This window comes from Paenibacillus sanfengchensis (assembly GCF_036864765.1).
In the GTDB taxonomy this organism is placed as follows: domain Bacteria; phylum Bacillota; class Bacilli; order Paenibacillales; family Paenibacillaceae; genus Fontibacillus; species Fontibacillus sanfengchensis.
On sequence record NZ_JBAGJC010000002.1, the window covers coordinates 155,273 to 178,471 of the forward strand.

23 protein-coding genes are annotated in these 23,199 nt (G+C 50.9%); all 23 read right to left on the reverse strand.

Translation table 11 applies throughout. From position 1 onward, the window contains the following. Positions 1-96 precede the first annotated feature (96 nt). The 23 genes from atpA to V4U84_RS04245 all read right to left on the reverse strand — a co-directional run bounded on the left by atpA (position 97) and on the right by V4U84_RS04245 (position 23,166). Positions 97-1,611 carry a F0F1 ATP synthase subunit alpha gene (gene atpA / locus V4U84_RS04135; protein ID WP_334072194.1) on the reverse strand — a complete coding sequence of 505 codons (1,515 nt, stop codon included), beginning with the start codon at positions 1,609-1,611 and terminating at the stop codon, positions 97-99. 15 nt (positions 1,612-1,626) lie between these two features. Beyond that, on the reverse strand, positions 1,627-2,175 hold the full coding sequence (locus V4U84_RS04140; protein WP_334072195.1) for a F0F1 ATP synthase subunit delta: 549 nt from the start codon (positions 2,173-2,175) through the stop codon (positions 1,627-1,629). Continuing rightward, entirely contained in the window at positions 2,172-2,660 is a 489-nt protein-coding gene (gene atpF, locus V4U84_RS04145; protein WP_334072196.1) for a F0F1 ATP synthase subunit B, read from the reverse strand. The genes V4U84_RS04140 and atpF overlap by 4 nt, the downstream gene beginning before the upstream one ends. A gap of 109 nt (positions 2,661-2,769) precedes the next feature. Continuing rightward, positions 2,770-2,994, reverse strand: a complete 225-nt coding sequence (gene atpE / locus V4U84_RS04150; protein ID WP_148452992.1) for a F0F1 ATP synthase subunit C — start codon at positions 2,992-2,994, stop codon at positions 2,770-2,772. A 78-nt stretch (positions 2,995-3,072) separates the two neighbouring features. Continuing rightward, on the reverse strand, positions 3,073-3,891 hold the full coding sequence (gene atpB / locus V4U84_RS04155; RefSeq protein WP_334072197.1) for a F0F1 ATP synthase subunit A: 819 nt from the start codon (positions 3,889-3,891) through the stop codon (positions 3,073-3,075). Between the two features lie 32 nt (positions 3,892-3,923). Beyond that, complete coding sequence (locus tag V4U84_RS04160) at positions 3,924-4,301, reverse strand: ATP synthase subunit I (RefSeq protein ID WP_334072198.1); 378 nt, start codon at positions 4,299-4,301, stop codon at positions 3,924-3,926. Next, the gene (locus V4U84_RS04165) at positions 4,294-4,536 is read right to left on the reverse strand and encodes an AtpZ/AtpI family protein (RefSeq protein ID WP_334072199.1); all 243 of its coding nucleotides are present in this window, start codon (positions 4,534-4,536) and stop codon (positions 4,294-4,296) included. Before V4U84_RS04165 ends, V4U84_RS04160 begins: the two co-directional genes overlap by 8 nt. A 180-nt stretch (positions 4,537-4,716) precedes the next feature. After that, on the reverse strand, positions 4,717-5,871 hold the full coding sequence (gene wecB / locus V4U84_RS04170) for a non-hydrolyzing UDP-N-acetylglucosamine 2-epimerase (RefSeq protein WP_334072200.1): 1,155 nt from the start codon (positions 5,869-5,871) through the stop codon (positions 4,717-4,719). Positions 5,872-5,898: 27 nt separating this feature from the next. Further along, entirely contained in the window at positions 5,899-6,528 is a 630-nt protein-coding gene (upp, locus tag V4U84_RS04175; protein ID WP_334072201.1) for a uracil phosphoribosyltransferase, read from the reverse strand. 281 nt (positions 6,529-6,809) lie between these two features. Further along, entirely contained in the window at positions 6,810-7,691 is an 882-nt protein-coding gene (locus tag V4U84_RS04180) for an ROK family protein (RefSeq protein WP_334072202.1), read from the reverse strand. A 137-nt stretch (positions 7,692-7,828) separates the two neighbouring features. Continuing rightward, positions 7,829-9,022, reverse strand: a complete 1,194-nt coding sequence (locus V4U84_RS04185) for a cysteine desulfurase family protein (RefSeq protein WP_334072203.1) — start codon at positions 9,020-9,022, stop codon at positions 7,829-7,831. Positions 9,023-9,026: 4 nt separating this feature from the next. Beyond that, entirely contained in the window at positions 9,027-9,482 is a 456-nt protein-coding gene (locus V4U84_RS04190) for a peroxiredoxin family protein (RefSeq protein WP_334072204.1), read from the reverse strand. Then, the gene (locus V4U84_RS04195; RefSeq protein ID WP_334076810.1) at positions 9,475-10,395 is read right to left on the reverse strand and encodes a TlpA family protein disulfide reductase; all 921 of its coding nucleotides are present in this window, start codon (positions 10,393-10,395) and stop codon (positions 9,475-9,477) included. Before V4U84_RS04195 ends, V4U84_RS04190 begins: the two co-directional genes overlap by 8 nt. Continuing rightward, on the reverse strand, positions 10,392-12,185 hold the full coding sequence (locus V4U84_RS04200; protein WP_334072206.1) for an ABC transporter ATP-binding protein: 1,794 nt from the start codon (positions 12,183-12,185) through the stop codon (positions 10,392-10,394). The genes V4U84_RS04195 and V4U84_RS04200 overlap by 4 nt, the downstream gene beginning before the upstream one ends. A 90-nt stretch (positions 12,186-12,275) precedes the next feature. After that, positions 12,276-13,559 carry an ABC transporter substrate-binding protein gene (locus V4U84_RS04205; RefSeq protein ID WP_334072207.1) on the reverse strand — a complete coding sequence of 428 codons (1,284 nt, stop codon included), beginning with the start codon at positions 13,557-13,559 and terminating at the stop codon, positions 12,276-12,278. A 332-nt stretch (positions 13,560-13,891) separates the two neighbouring features. Continuing rightward, the gene (locus tag V4U84_RS04210; RefSeq protein WP_334072208.1) at positions 13,892-14,431 is read right to left on the reverse strand and encodes a thioredoxin domain-containing protein; all 540 of its coding nucleotides are present in this window, start codon (positions 14,429-14,431) and stop codon (positions 13,892-13,894) included. Positions 14,432-14,461: 30 nt separating this feature from the next. Beyond that, positions 14,462-14,974 (reverse strand): MauE/DoxX family redox-associated membrane protein, encoded by a 513-nt coding sequence (locus V4U84_RS04215; protein ID WP_334072209.1) that lies wholly within the window; start codon positions 14,972-14,974, stop codon positions 14,462-14,464. Positions 14,975-15,355: 381 nt separating this feature from the next. After that, the gene (locus V4U84_RS04220; protein ID WP_334072210.1) at positions 15,356-15,991 is read right to left on the reverse strand and encodes an SGNH/GDSL hydrolase family protein; all 636 of its coding nucleotides are present in this window, start codon (positions 15,989-15,991) and stop codon (positions 15,356-15,358) included. Between the two features lie 172 nt (positions 15,992-16,163). Further along, positions 16,164-17,183: an ABC transporter substrate-binding protein gene (locus tag V4U84_RS04225; protein ID WP_334072211.1), complete on the reverse strand. Its 1,020-nt coding sequence runs from the start codon at positions 17,181-17,183 to the stop codon at positions 16,164-16,166. Positions 17,184-17,232: 49 nt separating this feature from the next. Then, a complete protein-coding gene (locus V4U84_RS04230) occupies positions 17,233-18,294 on the reverse strand; it encodes an ABC transporter ATP-binding protein (RefSeq protein ID WP_334072212.1) in 1,062 nt (353 codons plus the stop codon). 31 nt (positions 18,295-18,325) lie between these two features. Beyond that, a complete protein-coding gene (locus tag V4U84_RS04235) occupies positions 18,326-19,981 on the reverse strand; it encodes an ABC transporter permease (RefSeq protein ID WP_334072213.1) in 1,656 nt (551 codons plus the stop codon). Positions 19,982-20,031: 50 nt separating this feature from the next. Beyond that, positions 20,032-21,108 carry an ABC transporter substrate-binding protein gene (locus V4U84_RS04240; protein ID WP_334072214.1) on the reverse strand — a complete coding sequence of 359 codons (1,077 nt, stop codon included), beginning with the start codon at positions 21,106-21,108 and terminating at the stop codon, positions 20,032-20,034. 789 nt (positions 21,109-21,897) lie between these two features. Continuing rightward, the gene (locus tag V4U84_RS04245) at positions 21,898-23,166 is read right to left on the reverse strand and encodes a PTS ascorbate transporter subunit IIC (RefSeq protein ID WP_334072215.1); all 1,269 of its coding nucleotides are present in this window, start codon (positions 23,164-23,166) and stop codon (positions 21,898-21,900) included. Between the last annotated feature and the right edge of the window lie 33 nt (positions 23,167-23,199).

The following is a 23,199-nucleotide window of genomic DNA, read 5'->3' on the forward strand; positions in this document are numbered from 1 at the left end:
TACTTCGTAAGCATTAACTTAAGTTTTGGCGAAGCCAAAACATAATCACAAACCGGCGTTCCGGCAAATCGCCAGGGCCGGTTTATGCGTTATTTATTATACGGAAGCCGCAAAGCCCTTCTTGAACTTCTCGATAACTTCCTTCAATTTCGCTTCATTATCGGCCGTCAGGTCTTTCGTATCGCGGATCGATTGCAGCACCTCGCCATGCTGATTCTTCGCGAACGACAGGAACTCCGCTTCAAAGCGGCGCACATCGCCAAGCGCGATGTCATCCAGATAACCTTTGACTGCCGTGTATAGGCTGATGACTTGCTCCTCTACCGGAAGCGGTTGGTTAACGCCTTGCTTCAGAATTTCCATCATCCGGGAACCGCGGGTCAGACGCGCTTGCGTCGATTTATCGAGGTCGGAGCCGAATTGGGAGAACGCTTGAAGCTCACGGTATTGGGCAAGGTCGAGACGGAGCGTACCGGCTACCTTCTTCATCGCCTTGATTTGGGCGGAGCCCCCTACCCGGGATACGGAAATACCGACGTTGACCGCCGGACGCTGACCGGAATAGAACAGGTCGGACTCCAGGAAGATTTGACCGTCCGTAATGGAAATTACATTGGTCGGAATATATGCGGATACGTCGGACGCTTGCGTTTCGATAAACGGAAGCGCGGTAATCGACCCGCCGCCGAGTTCATCGCTCAGCTTCGCTGCACGTTCCAAGAGACGGGAGTGCAGATAGAAGACGTCACCCGGATAAGCTTCGCGGCCCGGAGGACGACGGAGCAGCAAGGACAATTCGCGGTAAGCTGCCGCTTGCTTGGACAAGTCATCATAAATAATCAGAACGTGCTCGCCTTTGTACATGAAGTACTCGGCCATAGCTACCCCGGCATAAGGCGCGATGTACAGGAGCGGAGACGGTTCCGAAGCGGAAGCCGTAACCACAATCGTGTAGTCGAGCGCACCGTGACGACGGAGCGTTTCCACCACGTTGACAACCGTGGATTGCTTTTGCCCGATAGCGACATAAATACATTTTACGCCGTTGCCCTTTTGGTTGATGATCGTATCGAGGGCAATCGCCGTTTTACCGGTTTGACGGTCACCGATGATAAGCTCACGTTGGCCGCGGCCAATCGGAACCATCGAGTCGATCGCCTTGATCCCGGTTTGCATCGGCTCATGTACCGATTTCCGCTCAATAACGCCTGGGGCATTATTTTCAACGGGACGGAATTCCGTGGTCTCAATCGGACCTTTACCGTCAACCGGTTGACCGAGCGGGTTGACAACGCGGCCCAGCAGAGCCTCGCCTACCGGAACCTGCATAATTTGCCCCGTACGTTTCACTTGATCGCCTTCGCGAATTTCGCTGTATGGCCCCAGAATAACGACACCGACATTGCTTTCTTCCAGGTTCAAAGCAAGACCAAACACGCCATTCTCAAACTCAAGCAGTTCGTTAGCCATGGCGTTCTCAAGTCCGTGGACACGGGCGATACCGTCGCCTACTTGAATAACGGTGCCAACCTCGGCCACTTCAATTTCCGATTTATATTGTTCAATCTGACTCTTAATCAGTGAACTGATCTCTTCAGGTCTGATACTCAAGTGTTTCACCCCTATCTACAGTGCTTGTCTTCGAAAAGACTTCTCAAGCCGTTCCAGCTTGCCGGCCAAACTTCCATCGTACAGCGTGTCGCCGATTCTGACTTTCATGCCACCGAGCAAGTCTTTATCGATCACGTTTTCAATCCGGATCTTCTTCTTGACGAGCTGGCCGAATTCGGCTTCCACTTGCTGCTTCTCTTCTTCGTTTAACGGATACGTGGTATAAACCGTAGCGTTAGCCATACCCAAAGCCTCGCCGGAAATTTGAATGTACCCTTCCAGCAGCTCGGGAAGCAGTTCGGTTCTTCCGCGCTCCACCAAAAGCTTCATTAAAGATACCACCGGTTTGGACAATTTGTCTTCAATCGCCCGGGAAATCAATTCCCACTTGGTCTCCGACGAAATATTGGGAGAAGCGATAAATCTCTCAATCTCGTCACCGGATTTAAAAGAAGACGTCAGCGCCTTAAGCTCATTCTCCACTTCCAGCGTGCGGCCTTCCTGCGCGGCGATCTCATACAGCGCCTTGGCGTAACGTTTGGCGGCTACGATCTCGCGGCTCATGAGCGGCCACCGACCTCTTTAAGATACTGGTCAACCAGTTCGCCCTGCACCTTTTCCTCGCTGACTTCTTTCTCGATCAGCTTGGAAGCGATCTTGACGGACACGGCGCCCACTTCGCTGCGGAGCTGCTCGACCGCTCTGTTCTTCTCGCTTTGGATATCGCGAACCGCTTCGTCTTTCAAACGCTCCGCTTCTTCCTTGGCCTGCTGCAACAACTGTGCGGCTTGCTTGCTGCTCGTTTGCTTCGATTGCTCGATAATCTCATAGGCTTCCTTGCGCGCTTCCTGAAGAGCCGATTTCTGTTCTTCCACGTAAGTAGCAGCCTGTTCGCGGGTCTGTGCAGCTTCGTTAAGCTGCTGCTGCACCAATTCCCGGCGTTTCTCCATCACGGAGAAGAGCGGACCGAAAGCGTATTTATTCAGCAAAAAGTATAAAATCCCGATCGCGATCAGCGCGATGACGGTGTTTTCCCATACGAAATTCAATCAAAGTCACTCCTTTCCGAAGCCCATCCGTTATGTCTTTCCGCCCATGGGGCTAAAAAGAAGGCGCGGACGGCTGTGGCCTTCCCCGCCAGTTCTTTTTCAAATTCAATTAAGCCTTACCAAAGAACATGAATGCCAAGACCACGCCGATGATCGGAAGTACTTCGATCAGACCTACGCCGATAAACATTGTAGTTTGCAGAGTGGATTTAGCTTCTGGCTGACGAGCCATGCCTTCCACCGTTTTGCTGATAACCATACCGTTACCCAGCGCTGCGCCGAATGCGCCCAATCCTGCTACGATAGCTGCTGCCAATAATGCCATTGCTCCCATTTGTATATCCTCCTTAAAATTTAAAATCAAATTTTATGTTCAATCAGGGTGAAAATTGCTTCACGCCTTAAGTTGAAGCTAATGCTCGTCGTGAGTTTCAAGATTTTGCGAGATGTATACCATCATCAAGATGACAAAGACGAAAGCCTGAATCGCGCCGACGAAAATACTGAAACCATCCCAAACCATCAGCAGCGGCACCGAGAAAATCGCCCCCACAGCGCTCGCTTTCGCAAGGGTCATAATGGTGGAAATCAACACCTCGCCCGCGAAAATATTCGCAAAGAGACGGACACCGTGCGTGACCAGCTTGGAGAGCTGTTCAATCAGGTTTATCGGTAAAAATAACGGGTAAGGCTGGACGTAGTGTTTCAAGTAATTCTTCGTGTTCTTAAACAGACCCAACCCGTGGGAAAGCAAAAACACGAGCAACGCCAATCCCATCGTCACGCTAACGTCGGCAGTCGGTGATTTCCACCAGGCCACCTCGGCGTGAGCTTCCTCGCCCGGATGCTGCTCATGCTGCTCATGCAAAACTTCCGTGACGGAGATAATCTCCTTTCCGAAAATTTTGGCTTTATCGGCGTCATGATACTCGGTGACAAACCCGAACACAAGGCCGAGCATGTTCGCGACGAAGATGAACATTATCATCGTCATGGCGAGGGAAAGAAACGGCTTGCCTTTCTTCCAGTCCATGGTGCTTGAGATCATGTTCCGGACAAATTCCGCCGCCCACTCCAGGAAATTCTGGAGTTTGCCTGGATTCTCCACCGACAGATTCCGGGTAGCCAGCTTGGCGACGATAAAGACGATCGCGCAGGTGACCACCAACATAATGACGATGGACAGATCCAGACGAAAGCCGCCCAGATCAATAATCGGAGCTTCATGCATATTCTCTCACCCCCATTCTCAAGTTGAATGCCCTACTCTGGCTTACGAGAAAATCGGATACCTATAAACAACAAATAGAATTGTGCAAAGACCAGGCCTCCGGCAACCGCATACATATTTAAAATTTGAGGGTTTTTTATCGCGGCAAAAACCGCAAGAATCGCCAGAGCCGCCCGAGTCAGAAAACCTAAGTTCAGTCGTTTGGAGCCGCCGTTCAACGCCGCCTCCGACACCTGCCGTACCTTTCGGCCCAGGTAAACCGCGTTGATCGAGCTCACGGCCGAGCCAAGCGCGACTCCGAGAAAAATGCTTTGATATTTCGGCAGCAAAGCGCCTCCGAGAAAACAGAGCATCAGGAAGACCAGGGTTCCGACTGTCAAAGCACGCTGGTATTTCGACAGTTCATCCATCTTTTCCCCCCATGACCGACTTGATCAGAGAGATAATGCCCAAGATTCCCACGGCCAGACCGACAAGGACGCCCAGGCCGATACCCAGACCATTTCCAAACCATTGCCGATCCATCCAGGATCCCAAGTAGTATCCTCCAACAGCGCATACTGCAAGGTTTGCTCCCAGCGCCGTCACCAAGGCGACAGCCTTCCAGGGGCCGCCTTTACTGTCAGGTTTTGTCGGATCACCCATTCCATCACCCTAATAATCCCAATTTATTTTACTAATTGTGAAGAGTTTTTGTCAATTGAGGTTTTTTAGTGATTTAAAGTTGCGAAATGTTAAATTCGACCTTGTCTTCCTGATGTAGCAGCACACACCGTACAGTAATACTGTATACTTTTTCGCGCCTGGGAGCAAAACCTATTTTGCTTACTTTGTGAATTTTCTGTGAAATTGCTCTGGACGATCGCTTAAAACCCCAAAATGGTGACGAATCGCATTGACAATTCGTTCCGATGCCTTGCCATCGCCGTACGGGTTCGCGGCCCGACTCATGGATTCATACAGCTCACGATCGGTGAGCAACGCCTTTGTCCGCTCATATACCATCTCCTCATCCGTGCCGACCAGTTCCAACGTACCCGCTTCGATCCCTTCGGGACGTTCCGTCGTATCGCGGAGCACAAGGACAGGAACGCCAAAAGACGGCGCTTCTTCCTGCAAACCGCCGGAGTCCGTCAAAATGAGGTGGGTTTTCGGATAGAAGTTATGCAAGTCCACCACATCCAAGGGCTCAATGAGTTTAATACGAGGATGATTGCCCAAAGTTTCAAATGCCGGCTCTTTCACCGCAGGGCTGGGATGCACAGGGTAAACGATAGCGATATCCTCAAATTCGTCCGCGATTCGTTTCACGGCCCGGAAAATGTTTCTATGCGGCTCGCCCTGCGACTCCCGCCGATGTGCGGTCATAAGAATAAGCCGCTTCCCCGCGGCCCATTCCAGCACGGAATTGTTATAGCTTGGCTGTACAGTATATTGAAACACATCCGTAACTGTATTGCCTGTGATATATATGCTTGACTCCGGTTTATTTTCCTTCCTTAAATTCCCGGCGGACCAATCCGTCGGCGCAAAATGCAAATCCGCCAGAACCCCGGTCAATTGCCGGTTCATCTCCTCCGGATACGGAGAAAGTTTGTTCCAGGTACGCAGCCCGGCCTCCACATGCCCGATTTTGATCTGCTGGAGGAACGCCGCATAGCTGGCCAAAAATGTCGTCAATGTGTCGCCGTGCACAAGCACGATATCCGGTTTTGCCTCGCGGAGAACCTTTTCGAGCCCCTCCAGGACGCGAAGCGTAATCTCGTTCAGACTTTGGTTCGGCTTCATCACGTCAAGATCATAGTCCGGAACGATGCGGAACACGTCCAGCACCTGATCGAGCATTTCCCGATGCTGCGCCGTTACGCAGACCACCGATTCGATATCCTCGGGGTGTTTTTGCAGCTCCAGAATCAGCGGAGCCATTTTTATCGCTTCCGGCCTTACGCCGAAAATCGTCATCACTTTGATTTTAGACATGGCGGTCCCCTTCCTTAGCTACGACTCTTATTTCGTTCCGTACAACCGGTCGCCGGCATCCCCCAGCCCTGGAATGATGTACCCGTGTTCATCCAACCGCTCATCCAGCGCGGCCACATAAATGTCCACGTCCGGGTGAGCGTCCTGTACCGCTTTTACGCCTTCCGGGGCCGCGATCAGATTCATCATTTTAATCTGCGTACAACCGCGCTTCTTCAACGCCTCGATCGCCGCAATCGCCGAGCCCCCCGTAGCCAACATAGGGTCGATGACAATCAGTTCGCGTTCCTGCACGTCGGTCGGCAGCTTCACGTAATATTCGACCGGCTGCAGCGTCTGCGGATCGCGGAACAGGCCGACATGGCCCACCTTAGCTGCAGGAAGTAGCTTCAAAACGCCGTCAAGCATCCCCAGCCCCGCGCGTAAAATAGGAATGAGTCCCAGCATGCGGCCCGAAATGACACGCGATTCGGCTTCAGCCACCGGCGTCTGTACTTTAATCGATTCGAGCGGGATTTCTCTCGTAATTTCATAGGCCATCAGCGTGGCCACCTCATCCACCAATTCGCGAAAATCCTTCGTGTTCGTGCGCATATCGCGGATAAATGTCAGTTTGTGTTGAATCAAGGGGTGATCGCATATCACCAGTTTTCCCATGGTTTGTCCCTCCGGTTTTATTGCTAAGTCTTCACTTGCGGCCACGTTCTCATTCTCGAATGCTCCACAAATCTCGTTTATTATATCACTGTCTTTTTGCGAATGCCATGAACCGGATGAACCTGTCGTACAAGCTTCTTCATGCTGGTTACATAACAACGCTACTATACTGTATGATGCAAATTAAAGAGCAACAAAAAAGGCCCCGCTAGTCGTATTCCGTCTAACGAAGCCTTCCTATAGATGCGTTTGCCTTACCCTCCAGCCTTCGGCGCCGGAAGTCAGCTCCGCAAAGCCGCCTCCGCCAAAGCCAAGGCGCCTGCAAGCCCGGCGTTATCGCCTAGTCCCGGTGGGACGATATATTCGCCGATGTTCTCCCGCAAGCTCGCGTGCTGGATGTACCCATTCAGCAGGGTTTGAAGCTTGCCGGCAATCAGCGGGAAGAGCTGGCTCTGCTTCATCACTCCGCCGCCCATGATAATCTTTTGCGGGGAAAGGATCAGAATATAGTTCATCAAGGCTTGTGCCAGGTAATAGGCCTCCATATCCCATGCCGGATGTTCCGGCGGCAGTTCGGCCCCGTTATTTACGCCCCAGCGCTTCACAACCGCCGGTCCGGAAGCCAAGCCTTCCAGGCAGTCCCCGTGGTAGGGACAGGTGCCTTGGTAGGTGTCCTCCGGATGGCGTCGCAGAAGAATATGCCCCATCTCCGGGTGAGACAGCCCGTGAATCAATCCGCCGTCCAGCGCGGCTCCCGCCCCGATGCCGGTCCCGACCGTGATGTACAAACAGTTGTCCAGGCCCCGGGCCGCTCCCCAACGCAATTCCCCGAGCGCCGCCCCGTTGACGTCCGTGTCGAAACCGATCTTGCAGCCTTTGGCTGCTTGCATGGTCCCCACGATACTATAGTGGCTCCAGTGCGGCTTCGGAGTGGTCGTAATATGACCATAGGTCGGACTTCCCTGAATAGGATCGATCGGGCCGAACGAGCCAATGCCGATCGCCTCTACCTGCTTGTCCCGAAAATAATCGAGTACCCGCCCCATCGTCTCTTCCGGTGTCGTGGTCGGAAAACTGACGCGTTCCAGAATGGTACCGTCCTCATGACCGATCCCGCATACGAATTTGGTCCCGCCGGCTTCAATAGCCCCAAGTAGTTTCAATGTTATGCCAACCTCCCGTAATTTTACCCGAAAGTCAGATATGACTAACGTTTAACACATCAGTATTTGCTTGAGATTATACCATGTTATCGAAGGGATTGGCAGCATCTTGATTCATGCAGCAACTAGGAGATAATTCAGCGGTTTGCCTGTTGCTCCTTCAGCAGATCGAATTTATTTGTCAATTTCAACTGACGAACGGTTTGTTCAATGGAAGCAACCAAATATTTGACATCCGCGAGCTTGACGTCCTCATGCAAACTGAGTCTGATGCCGCTGGAAGAAATCGTTTCATCCTGCGTCATGGCCATCAGCACCCGACTTTGTTTGGCTTTTGACGAGCAGGCGGATTGTGAGGAGACTATGATTCCCCGTTTGCCCAGCATACTAATCATCATCGCTGAAGTCACGCCTTTTCTCGCATACGAGAAATTGATGATATGCGGGGAAGAAAAGGGAGGCTCCGGGCTATTTATGATCAGCTCAGGAATTGCCGACAGTCCGGCATATACCAGATCATGCAGCAAAGCCAGATACTCGGCCTTTTTCTCCCGTTCCTCCAATGCCGCCGCGATGGCTTCGGCGAGCCCCAACACCGCGGGAACATTGGTCGTTCCCGGTCTCACGCCCTGTTCCTGCCCCCCGCCGTACATGAGCGGCTCAAGTTCGATATGTTCTTTGGCCATAAGCAGCCCGATGCCTTTGGGTCCCCCGATTTTATGGCCCGACAAGGTATAGAGGTCGATATGTTCAAGTTCCACCGGCGTTTTGCCAAACCCCTGTACGCCATCTACGTGAAACAGAACATGAGGCATTGATCGGAGTAACCCCGCGATTTCGGCAACGGGCTGTACGGTCCCTGTTTCATTGTTCACATGCATCACGCTCACAAGGATGGTGTTGGCTTGCAGTGACTCCTTCACGGAAGCGGGATCAACGATCCCTTTGCGGTTGACGGGAAGAAACGACACCTCAACCCCTTGCTCTGCCAGTTGCTTACCGCATTGGTATACGGATGAATGTTCAATTTCGGAGATCATAAGATGGGGAGTTCGCCCCGTCTTCTTCATCCAGGCACGAATCACGCCCAAAATCGCAAGGTTATTGCTCTCCGTGGCCCCGGATGTAAATATAATTTCCTGAGGTTGGACTTGAAGCAGCCGCGCTATCTGCTCCCTGGACTCTTCCACCCGAAGACTGGCCTTAAACCCCATTTCATGCACGGATGACGGATTGGCATAACAATGTTGGGCGGAATCCAGCATGGTCTGAATCACCCGAGGATGCAGAGGCGTGGAAGCGCAGTAGTCAAAATATAAAGGGTTCATCATGTCATCATCTCATCCCATCCTTTATTAAGGTACTTATGAGGCTGCCCCCTCCACGTGTTCCAGCCAGCTCAAGCAATTCACGCGAAGTATAGACCGTTCCTTTACTGCAAACCCGCTGATGCTCATCGACAACGAGACCAAAAGGAAAGGTGCGGATGAGAAAGTCCTTTTCCATTTGCTCCGGAGAGAGGGATAAGATCGGCCACTTCCACTGAAGAAATTCGGCCAACTCCTTATGATCTTCATCGCTCCCCGTAGAAAAAAGAATAAAGCGGACAGAAGGCCGGTGTATTTGCTGAAGTTCGGGCACCAGCTCCAGGCATCGGATGCAGTGCATGGAAATAAACAGCAGCACCTTTCTGCCCGGGATGGAGTGCATACTCAAAGTTTTGCCGCTCTGATCCACGTACTCTAAATTGGGGATGAAACTGCCGATTGCCAGACCGTGGTCACTAATCATGCTCCCGCCCTCCTTGCTCAACAGCCATGGCCATCCATATATCAAGCTCCTCCGCATCCTTAAGGGATCCCCTTGATAAGATACGGCCTTCAGCGGAGAGAACGTACAGATACGGAAAAACCAACGTTCTGAATGTTCCTCTTAGGCCCGGATCATATAGAAAAAACGGGAGCGATATGCGATTTTCTTCCAGAAGCATTTTCACCTTGACCTCCTCGCCCTGTATGTAGAGGACTATCCGCATATCGGTCCATTTTTCAACAAGCAAATGGATTTTGGAGAAAATGTCCAGGCACGACAAGCAGTCGACAGATAAAAAAAGAACGACGGCCCCCTCCCCCGCTCCCTCTTGAGCATGACCCGCACGCGATAGAGCATCCGGGAACACACTGCCTACAGGCAGTCCCTGATTGCGTCTCGGCCAAACCGGAGAGGACGGCTCCAAGCAATCCTCCAACTGCCCGGGATCGGTCAACTCGTCGACTCGTTCAATTCTTCCCTCTGCACTTACTGTTACGATGGTGGGGACACGTTGAATTCCAAACATCGCTACGACCTTGGTTGACCTGAAAATAGGGAAGTCGTACGATATATCCTCCAAATCGGCGTTTGAGTAAGGCTCGGGATCCCCTTTTATAACCAGACAATGCTTATTTCGGGGGGAGTGATCAAGACGTTTTAGCACTTCAATACACGAGGCGCAGCTATCGCTTAAAAAAATCAATTTCGTGATCCGGCCGGGAAACGTCTCTGACCTCACCTTCCTTCCCATCTGGTCTCTCCCCTTAAATAAAGGAAGAAAATCGCCGTCATTTCCACCCCGGGGGAGCTTCCCTTCCGTGAGGGCCGTATTGGACCCCTTGGCTCTTGAGGAAACAAACAGCGTTTTTAATGAATCCAGTGTTTTTTTCACGCGATCACTCCCTTCATGTCATACCATTGGGACTGGGCCTTGTACATGCGCGCATACTCCCCTTGGCGCTGAAGCAGTTGCAAATGTGTCCCCTGTTCGACCAGACGTCCGTCTTTCAGCACCAGAATCAGATCCGCATGGCGGCAACTTCCCAGCCGATGGGAGATCATAATACTCGTTTTCCCTTCGACCAATTCGGAAAATCGTTCAAACAAGGCGGCCTCGGCAATCGGGTCTAATGCGGAAGTGGGCTCGTCATATATAACAAGCTCGGCATCCGTGTTAAAGAAGGAGCGGCTTAACGCCACCCTTTGCCATTGCCCTTGGGACAATTCTTTGCCCCCTTCATATTCGTAGCCAAGGAGCGTTTCATATCCATGCGGAAGCGAGCGGGAGATCGAATCCACTCCAGTCTTGACTGCCGCAATCTCCAACCGTTCTTGATCCTCCAGCGCTGTAATCTGTCCGAATCCGATATTTTCTTTCAATGTTAATTGATATTGCATAAAGTCTTGGAAAACGGCACTGATCGGCTTGCATTCGTCATCCGCGGAAATCTCCTTGCCGTTCCAGAGGACCCTTCCGTATTGAGGCTTGTATAGGCCAAGCAGGCATTTGGCTAAAGTACTCTTTCCCGCCCCGTTATGTCCGACAATAGCCACCCGCTGTCCGGGCTTGATGTGAAACCCGACATCCGTCAAAGCCGGCATCCGCTGATTGGGATAGGCGAAGCTTAGCCCCGCTACCACAAGACCCTCTTTTACCGCTTCATGGGGTTCTGACGATAACTCCGGCAACCCCGTGCACGCATCCGGCTTTTTATCCGGAAGGTGCAGAAATTGGATCAGTTCGCTGGTAAACAGAGCGTTTTCGTAAATGCCCGACAAATTGGCGGCGATCAGCATCACGCTGTCCTTCGCTGTCGTCACGGTCTGGATCATTGCCACAAAAAAACCGATCGTAAGGCCGCCCGTATAACTCATTAAAAGGACAATCACGGTAGAAAGCGCCGTAAACGCATAAGAGAAAAACTCGGAGAAACCGCCGAGCCATTGGCCCGACTTCTCTAACGCAGCCTTTTCTTTCGCATTTCTCCAATACAACTTTCCCCATTGGTCGATGATGTAAGGATACAATCTGAACAGCTTCATTTCTTTGGCGGACTCCCTGCCGGTCATTAAACCCATGAAATAATGGACTTTACGGCTTGAAGGCGTCTGAGCGATCATCTGCTTGTATCTTTTTTGGCCCAGCTTCATATTGATCAGGAAGGAAGGGATAATCAAACACAGTACGCCTGCGGACAGCAGTCCATGAAACCCGGCCAGAACCGCAAGCAGTGAAGTTAACGTAATGAGGCTTTGCAACACCAGAAAAAAATGATCCAACACAGATAGCCCGCGATAAGCAAGTCCTTGAGTGACTCTCTGCAGGCGGTCGTAGTATTCGGACTGCTCGAAGTAAATATAGTCCAACCTCGAGCATTTTTCGGCGATCTCCCGGTCCAATCGAAACTGCGCTTTTTGTTTAATTACCAGAAGAAGCATATGAGCAAGCGACCTTAAGCCCAGAGCAGTCAGAAAAAACAAGGCCTGCCAACCTATCGTCGTCAGCGCGGGCAGCAGCATTTCCTTATTCCCTTGAAACAATAAGGCAGCTTGCTCCACCAGCCGTTGGGTCAGATAAATTTGAACGGCCGGCTGCAAAGCCTCCACAATACGAGTGACCATCATCACGGCCAATCGGACAGGAGCCGACTTCCATATAAACGGAACGATCTCGAATAACAATCCTCGAAGGACTCCTTTATGGTTCACTTCGGCTACACTCTTTCTTCTTAGTTTGCATCTAGGCGTTAGCCCGAATCATTCTAAGGTAAGCTACTTCCGGTCCAATAATCGCTGTCCCCGCTCCTGCATGGAAGCCATCGCTTCGTCTAAAGTTTTAGCACCGACCATTGCCGCTTTACCTTCAGAATTAATGATCCCTTCCAATCCTCCAAAAAAACCTTTCGGGAACAAATCGGAATTGATATTTTGAGAGTTCATCACAGGTTTCAAATTATAGAAAGCATCCATCCGTTTGCCTTCCGGATTATAAATGTAGTCGGTTCGCGAAGATGGAACAATTCCTGTTGTTCTTGATTTTGCCTTAGCTACTTCTCTACTATTGACAAATTTAACCAATTCCCAAGCAGCCTGTTTTTGCTCGGACTCGGCACTCACTGAGAAAATACCGAATAAATTGAAGTACGGAGATGTATCACGACTTACCTCATTCACCGGGGCGGAAGCCAAATCCCAATTCAAATGAAAATCAGCTCCTTTTTCCGTTTTCGCCCAATTAATATTATTATTTATGTAGTAATAGTAATCGAAGGTCATCGCACTCGATCCTTTGATAAAGGGATCGTATACTTCAAACAAGTCGATGTCCGGCAAAGAAATTGCCCGAGATTCATAAGCTTTCAGAATCATTTCAAAAATTTTCCTGTATGACTCAGTGTTAAGCGTTACCTTCATATCCTTGTCATTGACCTTGGTTACATGTTCGCTTCGTGCAATTTCTTCTGATAATGTGTAAAAATTTCTTATATATAGCCCACTTATGCCATCCTCTTCAGGAAAACGTTCAGCTAACTGAAAAACATCCTTCCAAGTCATCTGATCTTGCGGATAGGGAATGCCGTATTTATCAAATAAATCCTTATTATAATAAAGGGCCTTACTCTGAAAATGGGGAGAAAGTCCATACAGTTTCCCATTTCCCAAATGCCTTAAGTAATTAATAACTTCCGGATGAAACCCTTTAAGATCAAAAGCATCCTGATTAAGCAAGGCATCGAGATCGTACAACCTGTCATCCGCAAGATATTGTTCAAATTCCTGGGGAGAAAGGCTGAAAACATCCGGCTTTTCATCTTCAATGATTTTTTTATAATTGTTAGAGTTATAGTTAATAACCTTTAATTCTATATTGGGATATTTCGCGTTAAACATATCTCCGAAATCCTTCATCACGTTCGCTTCACTATTAATCGTCATGATCTTTAACGTAGCTTTCATCTTTGGATCGCCTTCGTATTGGAGGATTTCTCGGTTAGGCGAACATGCGCTCAGAAAAATGAACATAACACCAAGTATCATCAGAAATTTGTTTTTCAAAATAGCCCCCCCTGTATCCAATACTTGAAAAGTACGGGTACTTAGAATAAGCCGGGAGTCTGCCGTTATGTTTTAACGGCAGACTTAAACTTGTTAACTTAGCAATCAGAGCATCTGCACGTAGAGCAACCACTCGAATAGTAGAAACACAATTGCTTACCTGAAGTAGAAGAACACATACTGGACGACTGACAATATTGATACAAATAAGCTCCAGAACACATATTTTTTTCACCTCCTTTCAATAGATTTTTTTATAGTTAAGGCTGAAACCGCCTTAGCTAACTTAGTTCAAGGAAGTGCACATTTTATCGTTCCACCGATCCTTCCCCTTACGCCGAAACTCGCTCTTCCCCATGCGAGACCAGTGCCTGCAGATGGCCTTCGTTGTTTATAATTCCCTTCGCTCGGATCAAGCCATCCGGGGAGACATAGTATCCAAACGGAACGAAGGGCGTTTGCAGGTCCTTGAAATTTTCCACATGAATAATCGGAACCTGGAGTTCATACTCCTTGATCGCTGCGTTTACCTCGTCCTCCGGACCGGACATCATAAACAGGTACTGATACACCGGCATTTTCTTCTGTACATCGTTAATGACCGAGTACAGCTTTTTGCAAGCCAAGCATTGGGAAGAAGTCAAAAATATAAGTGTACCGAGCTTGCCATGGTCCTTGAGGAGAACGGCTTTTCCATCCATGGGGAGACGGCCGCCAAGCGGAAACTCCGCCCCTTCAGGCAAGCCCTCTTGTTGTTCATAGAGCATACTTCTGGCTGTGATGGCGCTCTTTAAAATGACAATCACGACGTAAGAAATCAGAATCACGATGACCCATAAGAGCAAATACGAGATTTCATACATGTCCGGCATAACATGTCACTCCTTTAGTCGGTTGTTGTTCTATTCCTGGTAGAGCTGATGGTACTGTCGCAGCGTTAAACCCAATGCATAAATTACCAAGATCCCTAAGGAAGAGAGTACCGCCAGCCCTATTTCCCCAAAAGAAGCCGAGGCCCGTGCGGACGGGACCGGCGCAACAAGAAGATAAACGCTCAAGAGGAAGAGGACAAAATGTCTGATATGCAGCGCCATGCCAAACTTTTCCGAAATAAGCCCCCCAAACCACTGGTAGATCACCATTCTGCCTTTGGCTCTCCAGGCCCCCCACGCAAAGGCACAGAGCAGAAGCAGAGCAAGCACCGCACCAATTCGCAAAGTAATAGGGAACCACAATAGCACACAAACGGCCAACTCGGCCAAAGGAATGGCGGCTCCAGCCCTTTTCGTCCATAAAGGAGCGATTCTAAGCTGCCTTAGCGTGTCTCTGAAGGATGACAATTTGCTCAGTTTGGCTGCAGAAGACACCCCGAATAAAACGCTTACAAATACCTGAATCAAGGCAATCAACTCCATCTTTAACTCTCATCTCCTGTCTTCGTATTGACCCATACATCCAAACAAAACGAGATGTTTCGTGCAACCGTTTGCATTTTTGAGAATAAAAAAACGTGTCATCATGAAAATCCTGAGTTTGCCATCTAACGGTGAGGTGCAGAAAAGTAGGAGGAAGCATAGCTGCTGAATAAAAGCAATAATGCAAGCGTTTGCCCAATTGGCCGAAGTATACCCTTTGAAGAAAAACATTAAGGTGGAGCGTTTCTCGAATGTTATTTGTTACCATTTGACTTAATTATATCCTCCTCTCTCTCGCTGTCAACTACTTATCCGCAAAAAAAACCAACCAGTAAAACTGGTCGGCCTTCCTTCCCTTTTATTCGACACATTTCCTCATGCTTACCGCAAAGGCAGGTAGCCAAGCCGGTCCAGTTCCTGGGCAATGACACGGTAGCCCCTCGCGTTCGGGTGAACCCCATCCAAAAAGAGCAAATTCCGTTCGTTGCCTTCGAACGCCGAATAAATGTCGGCCACGCGGTAATTTGGCCCTCCCAGGGAATAGAGAAACGAATTGTACTGACGCGCAAACCTTCCCGCTTCCCTGTTCGGAAAGGGATTGTACACGCCCACCATCCGAATGATGAACGGCCTAGGCTGCCCGGATTTTATCCGGTACACGTCATGGACAATTTGCCTTACATTCTCCTTCGTCCGGCCCAGCGCTTGCGGGATGCGGGAAGCGTCTAGCCGGGATCCGCCGCGGACGGCTCCGGCATAAGGCCGTAGATCGTTCGCGCCGATCGATACGGTGATGATATCGGCCCGCCGAAGCGCCGCCCGGAATCGCGGGTCCCCCTGAATCTTTGCAAGCAGCCTCTGCGAGGTCAACCCGTTAATCCCTAAATTCTCATAGTTTATCGAGGTACGGAGACGTCTTTCGGCCATGCGCCGATAGACGGGGGCAAATCCGCCGCTAAGCCAAGCTCCCGCCCCCGTCGTCAATGAATCCCCGATCGCCGTATAATGGTAGCCCACCTGCAAAACCTCCTCCGTCCTGCCTCTCCCGAATTCGGGTTAACCGAACCATCCACGGAGGACGATTCCGGTTCCCGCCGCATGATATCTTATGCAGTAAGGGAGGGACAGGACAGGGGGATTCGCATATTCCATACCAAAAAAAACGGTAAAGCCTGCTGTTCAGCGCTTACTATTCATCTCCCAGACCCAGCACCCGGGTGGTCCACTTTTGGATCAGGCGTTCACGGTTCCTCCCGGCCCATTCAAGGTCGTATGAAATGGCATTTAGCTTCTCCAAAGGGATAGCTTCTTCGGGAGGAACAGCATCCGGATTGGTCAACTGCTGATAATTCCCGACCTGCTTACCCAGATCCTGAGCCTGTTTGGTCAATGCCCAATCGACGAACTCCCGGGCCTCTTTCTGGTTCGGCCCACCTTTGATTACGCCGACCGCCCCGATTTCATAGCCGGTTCCTTCATTAGGAAAGCTAATGATGAGATCCTGGAACCCCTCTTTGTAATATTTGAGTGCATCATGGGCGAACATGACAGCCGTTCCCGAATCCCCCATGCCCACCGTTCGTCCGGGAACGCTGCCGGATGTGGTGTAAACGATGCTTTGCCGATGAAGCCGCCGCAAGTAATCAAACGCCTCATCCTCGCCAAACAACTGCACCAACGTAGCCATCGTCGTGTAGGCCGTTCCCGATGAGCGGGGATCCGCCATCGAAATCATCCCCCGGTACTCCGGCTTCAGCAAGTCGCTCCACGAGTGAGGAGCTTGCAGCCCCACCTCCTGCAGCCAGGTTTTGTTGGACACAAAGGCGATGGAACCAATATAAATGCCTGTCCAATATCCGTCAGGGTCCCGATACTCCGGAGGGATCGACTCGGCCTGTTTGGAATTGTATGGCTCCAGCAAACCCTCTGTCTTCGCCTGAATAAAGGTATCCGCCGGGCCGCCATACCATATACTGGCTTTCGGCGCATTCCGCTCCGCGCGGATTCGCGCCAGAATTTCCCCGCTCGACATACGCACATAATTCACTTTGATGCCGGTCTGTTTTTGGAAGGTTTCGATCGCCTTTATAGCATGATCCTCGTACAAACCGGCGTATACCGTTAACGTTCCTTGTCTTTCCTTGCCGCAGGCCGACAATAAGGTGAACAGAAGGGACAGCAGAAGTATGCCTAACATTATTCGTTTCATGCCGCCCGTCCCCCTTTTCTTGATGTCGTCCCGAGTCCTATGCTTGGGGTTAAATCACATGCAGCGCATCTTCGGCAAATTCCACGGAAACGGAGGCTCCGACCGTGTGGACCTTCTCCTGAATCGGATTGTGCTCGGTTATTTGGAACAGCTGGCCTCCAAACTGTACTTCGTATTCTTGCGTTTGTCCCATAAACACGCTTTTTTGTACGATTCCCTTACGCTCCGGCCCGTTTCCCAAGGATACGGCTTCCGGTCGGATAACGACGGTCACGCGGTCCCCCGTCTTAAAACCGTCCCGGTGAACTCGCAATAATCCAGCGGCCGTATCCACCAGCAGCCTGCCTTCCTCCGTCCCTTTGACCGTACCCTCCATAAAATTGGCGGTTCCGATAAAATCCGCCACGAACTGCGTTTTGGGGCGCTGATAAATCTCCATCGGCGTACCCATTTGCTCGATTTTCCCTTTATTCATAACGATAACCTTATCGCTCATGCTCATCGCTTCGCTTTGATCATGTGTGACATAAACCGCCGTAATGCCGATCTGCTGTTGAATCCGCCGAATTTCATCCCGCATGACCAGACGCAGCTTGGCATCCAGGTTAGACAGCGGTTCGTCGAACAGCAGTACGCCGGGCTCCATTACGAGCGCCCGGGCCAAGGCCACCCGCTGCTGCTGCCCGCCCGACAATTGATTGGGCATCCGATCCCGATAATCCCGCAGATTCATTATATCCAATACGGATTCAACTTTCGAGATGATATCGGGTTTGGACATCTTTTTAATCTTAAGCCCGTACGAGATGTTGTCGAAGACGTTCAAATGAGGAAACAAGGCATAGGATTGAAACACCATCGTACAGTCTCTTCGGTTCGGGGGAATCTGGTCCACCGCTTCATTACCGAAATAAATGTGCCCCTCGGTGATGTCTTCAAATCCGGCGATCATGCGAAGTGTCGTCGTTTTTCCGCAGCCCGACGGGCCGAGAAGGGTAACGAACTCCCCCTCCCCGATGTTGAGGTCCACCCCTTTGACCGCGTACGATCGTTCCCCTCTATCATTCAAGAAAGCCTTCGATATATTTTGGAGCGTTACAGATTTAGCCATGAACAATACCTCCTTCAAGAATGGACGCCCTTTAAACGGAGCGTTCTTTACCGCCCATCCATTTCACCAGCAAGTTGATTAACGCCAACGCCACAATCATGATGAGAATCAGGATGGTACAGTAAGCGCTGGCCACACCGATCCGTCCCGCCTCGACCTGCGCCAGAATCGATGCGGTTATCAGGTTATATTTGGCCGAAATGAGGAAAATGACGGCGCTCATCGCGGTCATGCTTTTAACAAAGCTGTTGACGAGACCGCTGAAAAAGGCGGACTTGATCAACGGGAGCACTACGCTGGTGAACACTTTGCTCCCCCCGGCCCCCAGGTTGGTCGCGGCCTCTTCGATGCTCGGGTCGATCTGCTGCAAGGCGGCGACACCCGAGCGAATGCCGACCGGCATAGAGCGTACGACAAACGCGGCCACGATAATCAGTCCCGTTCCGGTTAAGGCGAGCGGTGCCTTATTGAAGGCCAGAATGTAGCCGATCCCGATCACCGTTCCCGGTACGGCAATCGACAGCATGCTGATGACTTCGAGCGCTCTTTTGCCTATGAATCTTTTACGGACGATCAGGAACGCAATAATCATTCCCAAAAGCCCCGCGATCGGCGTGGCGACGATGGCCAGCGTCAGCGTATCTTTTACCGCCTTCTGCCCTATGGAGAAAACGTATTTGTAATGATCCAGGGTAAGGCTGTTATTGATCCCCCACAGCTTGATAAACGAACCGACGGGGACAAGTGTGTAAAAGGCGATAACGACGAGTGACATTATCATACAAAAAATGAATAACCCGTGTTTGACAGCCCCGGACTCGATCATTCTGCGCTGTCCGGTCGGCTTGCCCGTTACCGTGACATAGCTTTTCTTGCCGACCCAGAAGTTTTGCAGGATATACACGATAATCGTCACGGTCAGCAAAATCATGGCCAGCGCCGCGCCCGCCTGCAAATTATAGCTCCCTACCGCCTGCAAATAGATTTCTCTGGCCACCGTAGAGTAATTTCCTCCGATCGTCATGGGGTTGCCGAAATCCGCAAGAGACTGAACAAATACAAGCAAGAATGCATTGGCGATCCCCGGAACGGATAGCGGCAACGTCACGCTGAGAAACGTTTTTAAGCGGCTGGCCCCCATATTTTGACTCGCCTCTTCCAGGGAAGGACTAATCGAGCGAAGCAAGCCCGACAGCGTCAGAAACGCGATGGGAAAAAACGATAGCGTCTGCACGAGGACCAACCCATGCAGCCCGTAAATGTTGGCGTTCTCGAGGCCAAGCAAATTTTTGGTCACCAATCCTTGTTTTCCGAACAACAGCATCGCGGACAACGCGATGACAAACGGCGGTGAAATCACCGGCAAGATAGCGATTCCGTTAAACAACTTTTTAAAGGGTACCTTTACATAGGCAAACGTATAGGCGAAAACATAGGCGATGGCCGTGGACAGCGTGGCCGTTAGGACGGCCAGCACCAGCGAATTAACCAGGGCCTGGAACAATCCTCCTCCGGAGAGGACACGCAGGTAACCCTCCAGACCAACCTCGCCGGACGAACCGACGAAGCTGGATTTAAAGATTTGGAATAATGGATATACGATAAAAACGAGTAAGCAGAGCATGACCAACACGATAAGAATCGGCAGGAGCGGCTCGCGCTTGAATCTCTTGAACATGGCGCTCATTCAAGCTCTCTCCTCTCTAGATAACAACTTTGGAGGTAGTCCCCAGTTATTTATTTTTTGACCTCGGCGCTCCATTTGTCGATCAGGCGTTGACGTTCTTTACCGGCTTCAACTACGTCGTAATCAACCATACGAATATCGGACAAATTCAAAGCCTGTTCCGGTCCTACGGCATCCGGATTCGTCAAGTTTTGGAAGCTTCCCACCGTCTTGCCAAGTTCCTGAGCGGCCGGTGACAAGGCCCAATCGACAAATTTCTGGGCGAGCTCTTCGTTTTTGGTGTTTTTGATGATGCCGATCGATCCCGTCTCGTATCCCGTACCGTCCTCAGGAACCGTCATCACAAGGCTGTCGAAGCCTTCTTCCTGGTATTTAATAATGTCGTGCGCGAACAAAATGCCTACGCCGGCTTCTCCCATGCCGACCATCCGGCCTGGAGCGGAGCCGCTTGTCGTATACTGCTGTACTTGGGGGTGCAGTTTTTTTAGGTAATCGAAGCCGCTCTCCTCGCTCCCCATCACCTTCAAGACGGAATACATCGCCGTATAAGCCGTACCGGAAGACGCCGGGTCCGCCATGACGATTTCGCCTTTAAAGGCCGGATTCAGAAGGTCCTCCCATCGCCGCGGAGCCTCCACGCCTTTCTTCGCCAGAAAATCCTTATTGGACGCAAAGCCGACCGCTCCGACATATACGCCCGTCCAATAGCCGTCCGGGTCCTTGTACTTGGCATCTATCTTTTCGGCCACAGGCGACTGGTAAGGCTGCAGCAATCCCTCGTTTGCCGCTTGGACGAACGTATCGGCCGGTCCCCCATACCAGACATCCGCCTGCGGGTTGTCTTTCTCGGCCCGGATCTTAGCGAGAATTTCCCCCGCCGACATCCGAATCATACTCGCCTCGATTCCGGTGTCTTCCGTAAATTTTTTGATGGCGGCTACCGCGTGGTCTTCCTGAAAGCCGACATAAACCGTCAATTTGCCTTGCGGCTTGTCCGCAGCCCCGGCATTCTGCCCCGCCTTATCCCCCGCTGCGCCGGAGTTTCCTCCGGTTGACCCGCAACCTGTAAAGAGCAGCGCTGCCACCGCCAATACGGCTACTGAACTCATCCATCTCTTTTTACTCATCTTGAAATCCCCCTTTATCATTTATGATTCAATTATATTGGTTGCGCTTACAATACTGTGAGTCCAAGTCTTTGCCACTTCTTGCGGCAAAAAAACGGGCGGACCCGAAAAGGGGCTGTTGTCATCGCATTGCGGGAGAAGTATGAATCCCCGGTCAACGGATTCTGGACTCGATAGACAAACTTTAAGATGTTTTTTCTTCCGAAAAGAAAGAACGGGCTGATCCCACCGTCGGAGTCCACACCATTAACGGGAAAAAGTCCTGTTAATGTACGACTATTTGTTCTTTGATCGGATTTAGCTGGAAAAGCTCCATCTATTTTGCGGCCCTATTGCTGATATACGCTATTTCAGGCGAATTAGCGGGAGGTTTTCCAGCTAATTCGCCTCTGCAGCCGCTTACGCACCAAATTAACGGGAACAATTCCCTTTAATTCGAGCCACCAAGCCCTTAGTTGCAGGTCAAGAGTGTGATAAGCCCCCTTTACACCGCTGTCTAATATGCAAATCAATAGTTCAACCTATATAGATGCAAGATACATAACAGCGCGGCAGTCCCAAAAGTCATCCGGCGGTTCCTGCTTCGAAGGCTTGAGAAAACAAGCCTGGAGCTCGGATGGATGGCTTTCTCTTGCCCACAACCTGCTGAAAAAGCACACAGCGGACCAAAACAGCAAAGCGGCCGTCCAAGGATAACTTCCTTGAACGGCCGCTTTACTTTTGAAGGATTGCCTCTTTAAGTCTGAAAAAAGTCTACTTTTGGGACAGCCTCTGGATTTAAGACAACCGCTATCCCAACAACCAACCGAATAACTTATGGACCATCACACCGATGACCGAAAAATCGCTATCGGCGAAGGTCGCCCGCAAATAACCGAGATTGGTTAGCAGGGGAATCAGTAATGTCGGAAGCATGGTAATCGCAAATCCGTGGCATAGCGAAGCGACGACCAAGCCTTTGCGGCCTCCCATCTTATACGCGATAACGCCGGCCGTTCCCCCCGAGAAAAAGTGCGGGATTACCCCGGGGATGATCACCGTGTACTGAACCTGGAAGAGCACGGCCATCGCCACAAGCCCCCCAGCGAAACTCAGAAGAAAACCGACCATGGCCGAAAAAGGCGAAAACTTGAACAGCACCGGGCAATCCAGAGCGGGGATAGCCCCCGGAACAACTCGGTCGGCAATCCCTTTGAAAGCGGGGACGATTTCGGACAGGAGCATGCGTACGCCCGCCAGGATGACGTAGCACCCTCCCGCGAACCAGGTTGCCTGGATCAGGGAAACGACCAGAAGATGGCGGCCGGAGAACATCTCGGCAATCCCTCCGGAAGAGGCGAACAGTCCCGAAAAGAGGAAGAGGACAAACGTAAACCCTGTAATCACGACCATATGATCCTGAAAAAAAGACCGGAGCTTTTGCAGTCCAGGCGACTCCGGCGGCTCCGGCCCCTTCTTGAACCACGAGGCGATAAATCCGCTTAGAACATATCCGACGCTATTGAAGTGTCCCAGTGCAAAGTCATCGTTTCCCGTCACCCGTCGAACATAAGGCTGGGCGATCAGCGGAGCAAACGACATGCACAAAGCCAATACCAAACCGCCGCCCGCCATCACCTGCCATAGCGGCATGGACATCGAAACCAGTACACCCGCCAGCAGCGAGGCCATGAACAGCATATGATGCCCCGTCAGAAAGATGTATTTGACCGGAGTCAGACGGGCGATCAAGAGGTGGACGATCATCCCGGCCAGCATAATAAGCGCAATCTCTTCCCCGTAATTAATCTGGGCCAACGCGGTTATCGTCTCGTTATGCGGGATGATCCCGATAATTTGAAATCCTTTCTGAATGACCGCCGATAAATTGGATAAGGATGAGCCGGCGGCGTTGGCGCCGATTTGCAGCAAAGTGTACCCGAGCATGGTCTTGATCGTGCCGTGAATAAGCCGTTGAAACGACTGCTTCTGCAGCAGCAGTCCGATAAACGCGATTAATCCGAGCAGCAGGGCAGGTTCCCCGAGTAGTCCCTTGCTGATGACTTGCGTCGCATTCATGGGGTAACCTCCCGTCTAGATATTCATCAATTT

Excerpts from the sequence above, each read along its gene's own strand:
- V4U84_RS04240 (WP_334072214.1), bottom strand. The coding sequence starts at position 21,108 with ATGAGTAAAAAGAGATGGATGAGTTCAGTAGCCGTATTGGCGGTGGCA.
- upp (WP_334072201.1), bottom strand. The coding sequence starts at position 6,528 with ATGGGAAAACTGGTGATATGCGATCACCCCTTGATTCAACACAAACTG.
- V4U84_RS04245 (WP_334072215.1), bottom strand. The coding sequence starts at position 23,166 with ATGAATGCGACGCAAGTCATCAGCAAGGGACTACTCGGGGAACCTGCC.
- V4U84_RS04140 (WP_334072195.1), bottom strand. The coding sequence starts at position 2,175 with ATGAGCCGCGAGATCGTAGCCGCCAAACGTTACGCCAAGGCGCTGTAT.
- V4U84_RS04160 (WP_334072198.1), bottom strand. The coding sequence starts at position 4,301 with ATGGATGAACTGTCGAAATACCAGCGTGCTTTGACAGTCGGAACCCTG.
- atpB (WP_334072197.1), bottom strand. The coding sequence starts at position 3,891 with ATGCATGAAGCTCCGATTATTGATCTGGGCGGCTTTCGTCTGGATCTG.
- V4U84_RS04215 (WP_334072209.1), bottom strand. The coding sequence starts at position 14,974 with ATGGAGTTGATTGCCTTGATTCAGGTATTTGTAAGCGTTTTATTCGGG.
- V4U84_RS04210 (WP_334072208.1), bottom strand. The coding sequence starts at position 14,431 with ATGCCGGACATGTATGAAATCTCGTATTTGCTCTTATGGGTCATCGTG.
- wecB (WP_334072200.1), bottom strand. The coding sequence starts at position 5,871 with ATGTCTAAAATCAAAGTGATGACGATTTTCGGCGTAAGGCCGGAAGCG.
- V4U84_RS04225 (WP_334072211.1), bottom strand. The coding sequence starts at position 17,183 with ATGAAACGAATAATGTTAGGCATACTTCTGCTGTCCCTTCTGTTCACC.
- atpE (WP_148452992.1), bottom strand. The coding sequence starts at position 2,994 with ATGGGAGCAATGGCATTATTGGCAGCAGCTATCGTAGCAGGATTGGGC.
- V4U84_RS04190 (WP_334072204.1), bottom strand. The coding sequence starts at position 9,482 with ATGATTAGTGACCACGGTCTGGCAATCGGCAGTTTCATCCCCAATTTA.
- V4U84_RS04235 (WP_334072213.1), bottom strand. The coding sequence starts at position 19,981 with ATGAGCGCCATGTTCAAGAGATTCAAGCGCGAGCCGCTCCTGCCGATT.
- V4U84_RS04230 (WP_334072212.1), bottom strand. The coding sequence starts at position 18,294 with ATGGCTAAATCTGTAACGCTCCAAAATATATCGAAGGCTTTCTTGAAT.
- V4U84_RS04165 (WP_334072199.1), bottom strand. The coding sequence starts at position 4,536 with ATGGGTGATCCGACAAAACCTGACAGTAAAGGCGGCCCCTGGAAGGCT.
- V4U84_RS04185 (WP_334072203.1), bottom strand. The coding sequence starts at position 9,022 with ATGATGAACCCTTTATATTTTGACTACTGCGCTTCCACGCCTCTGCAT.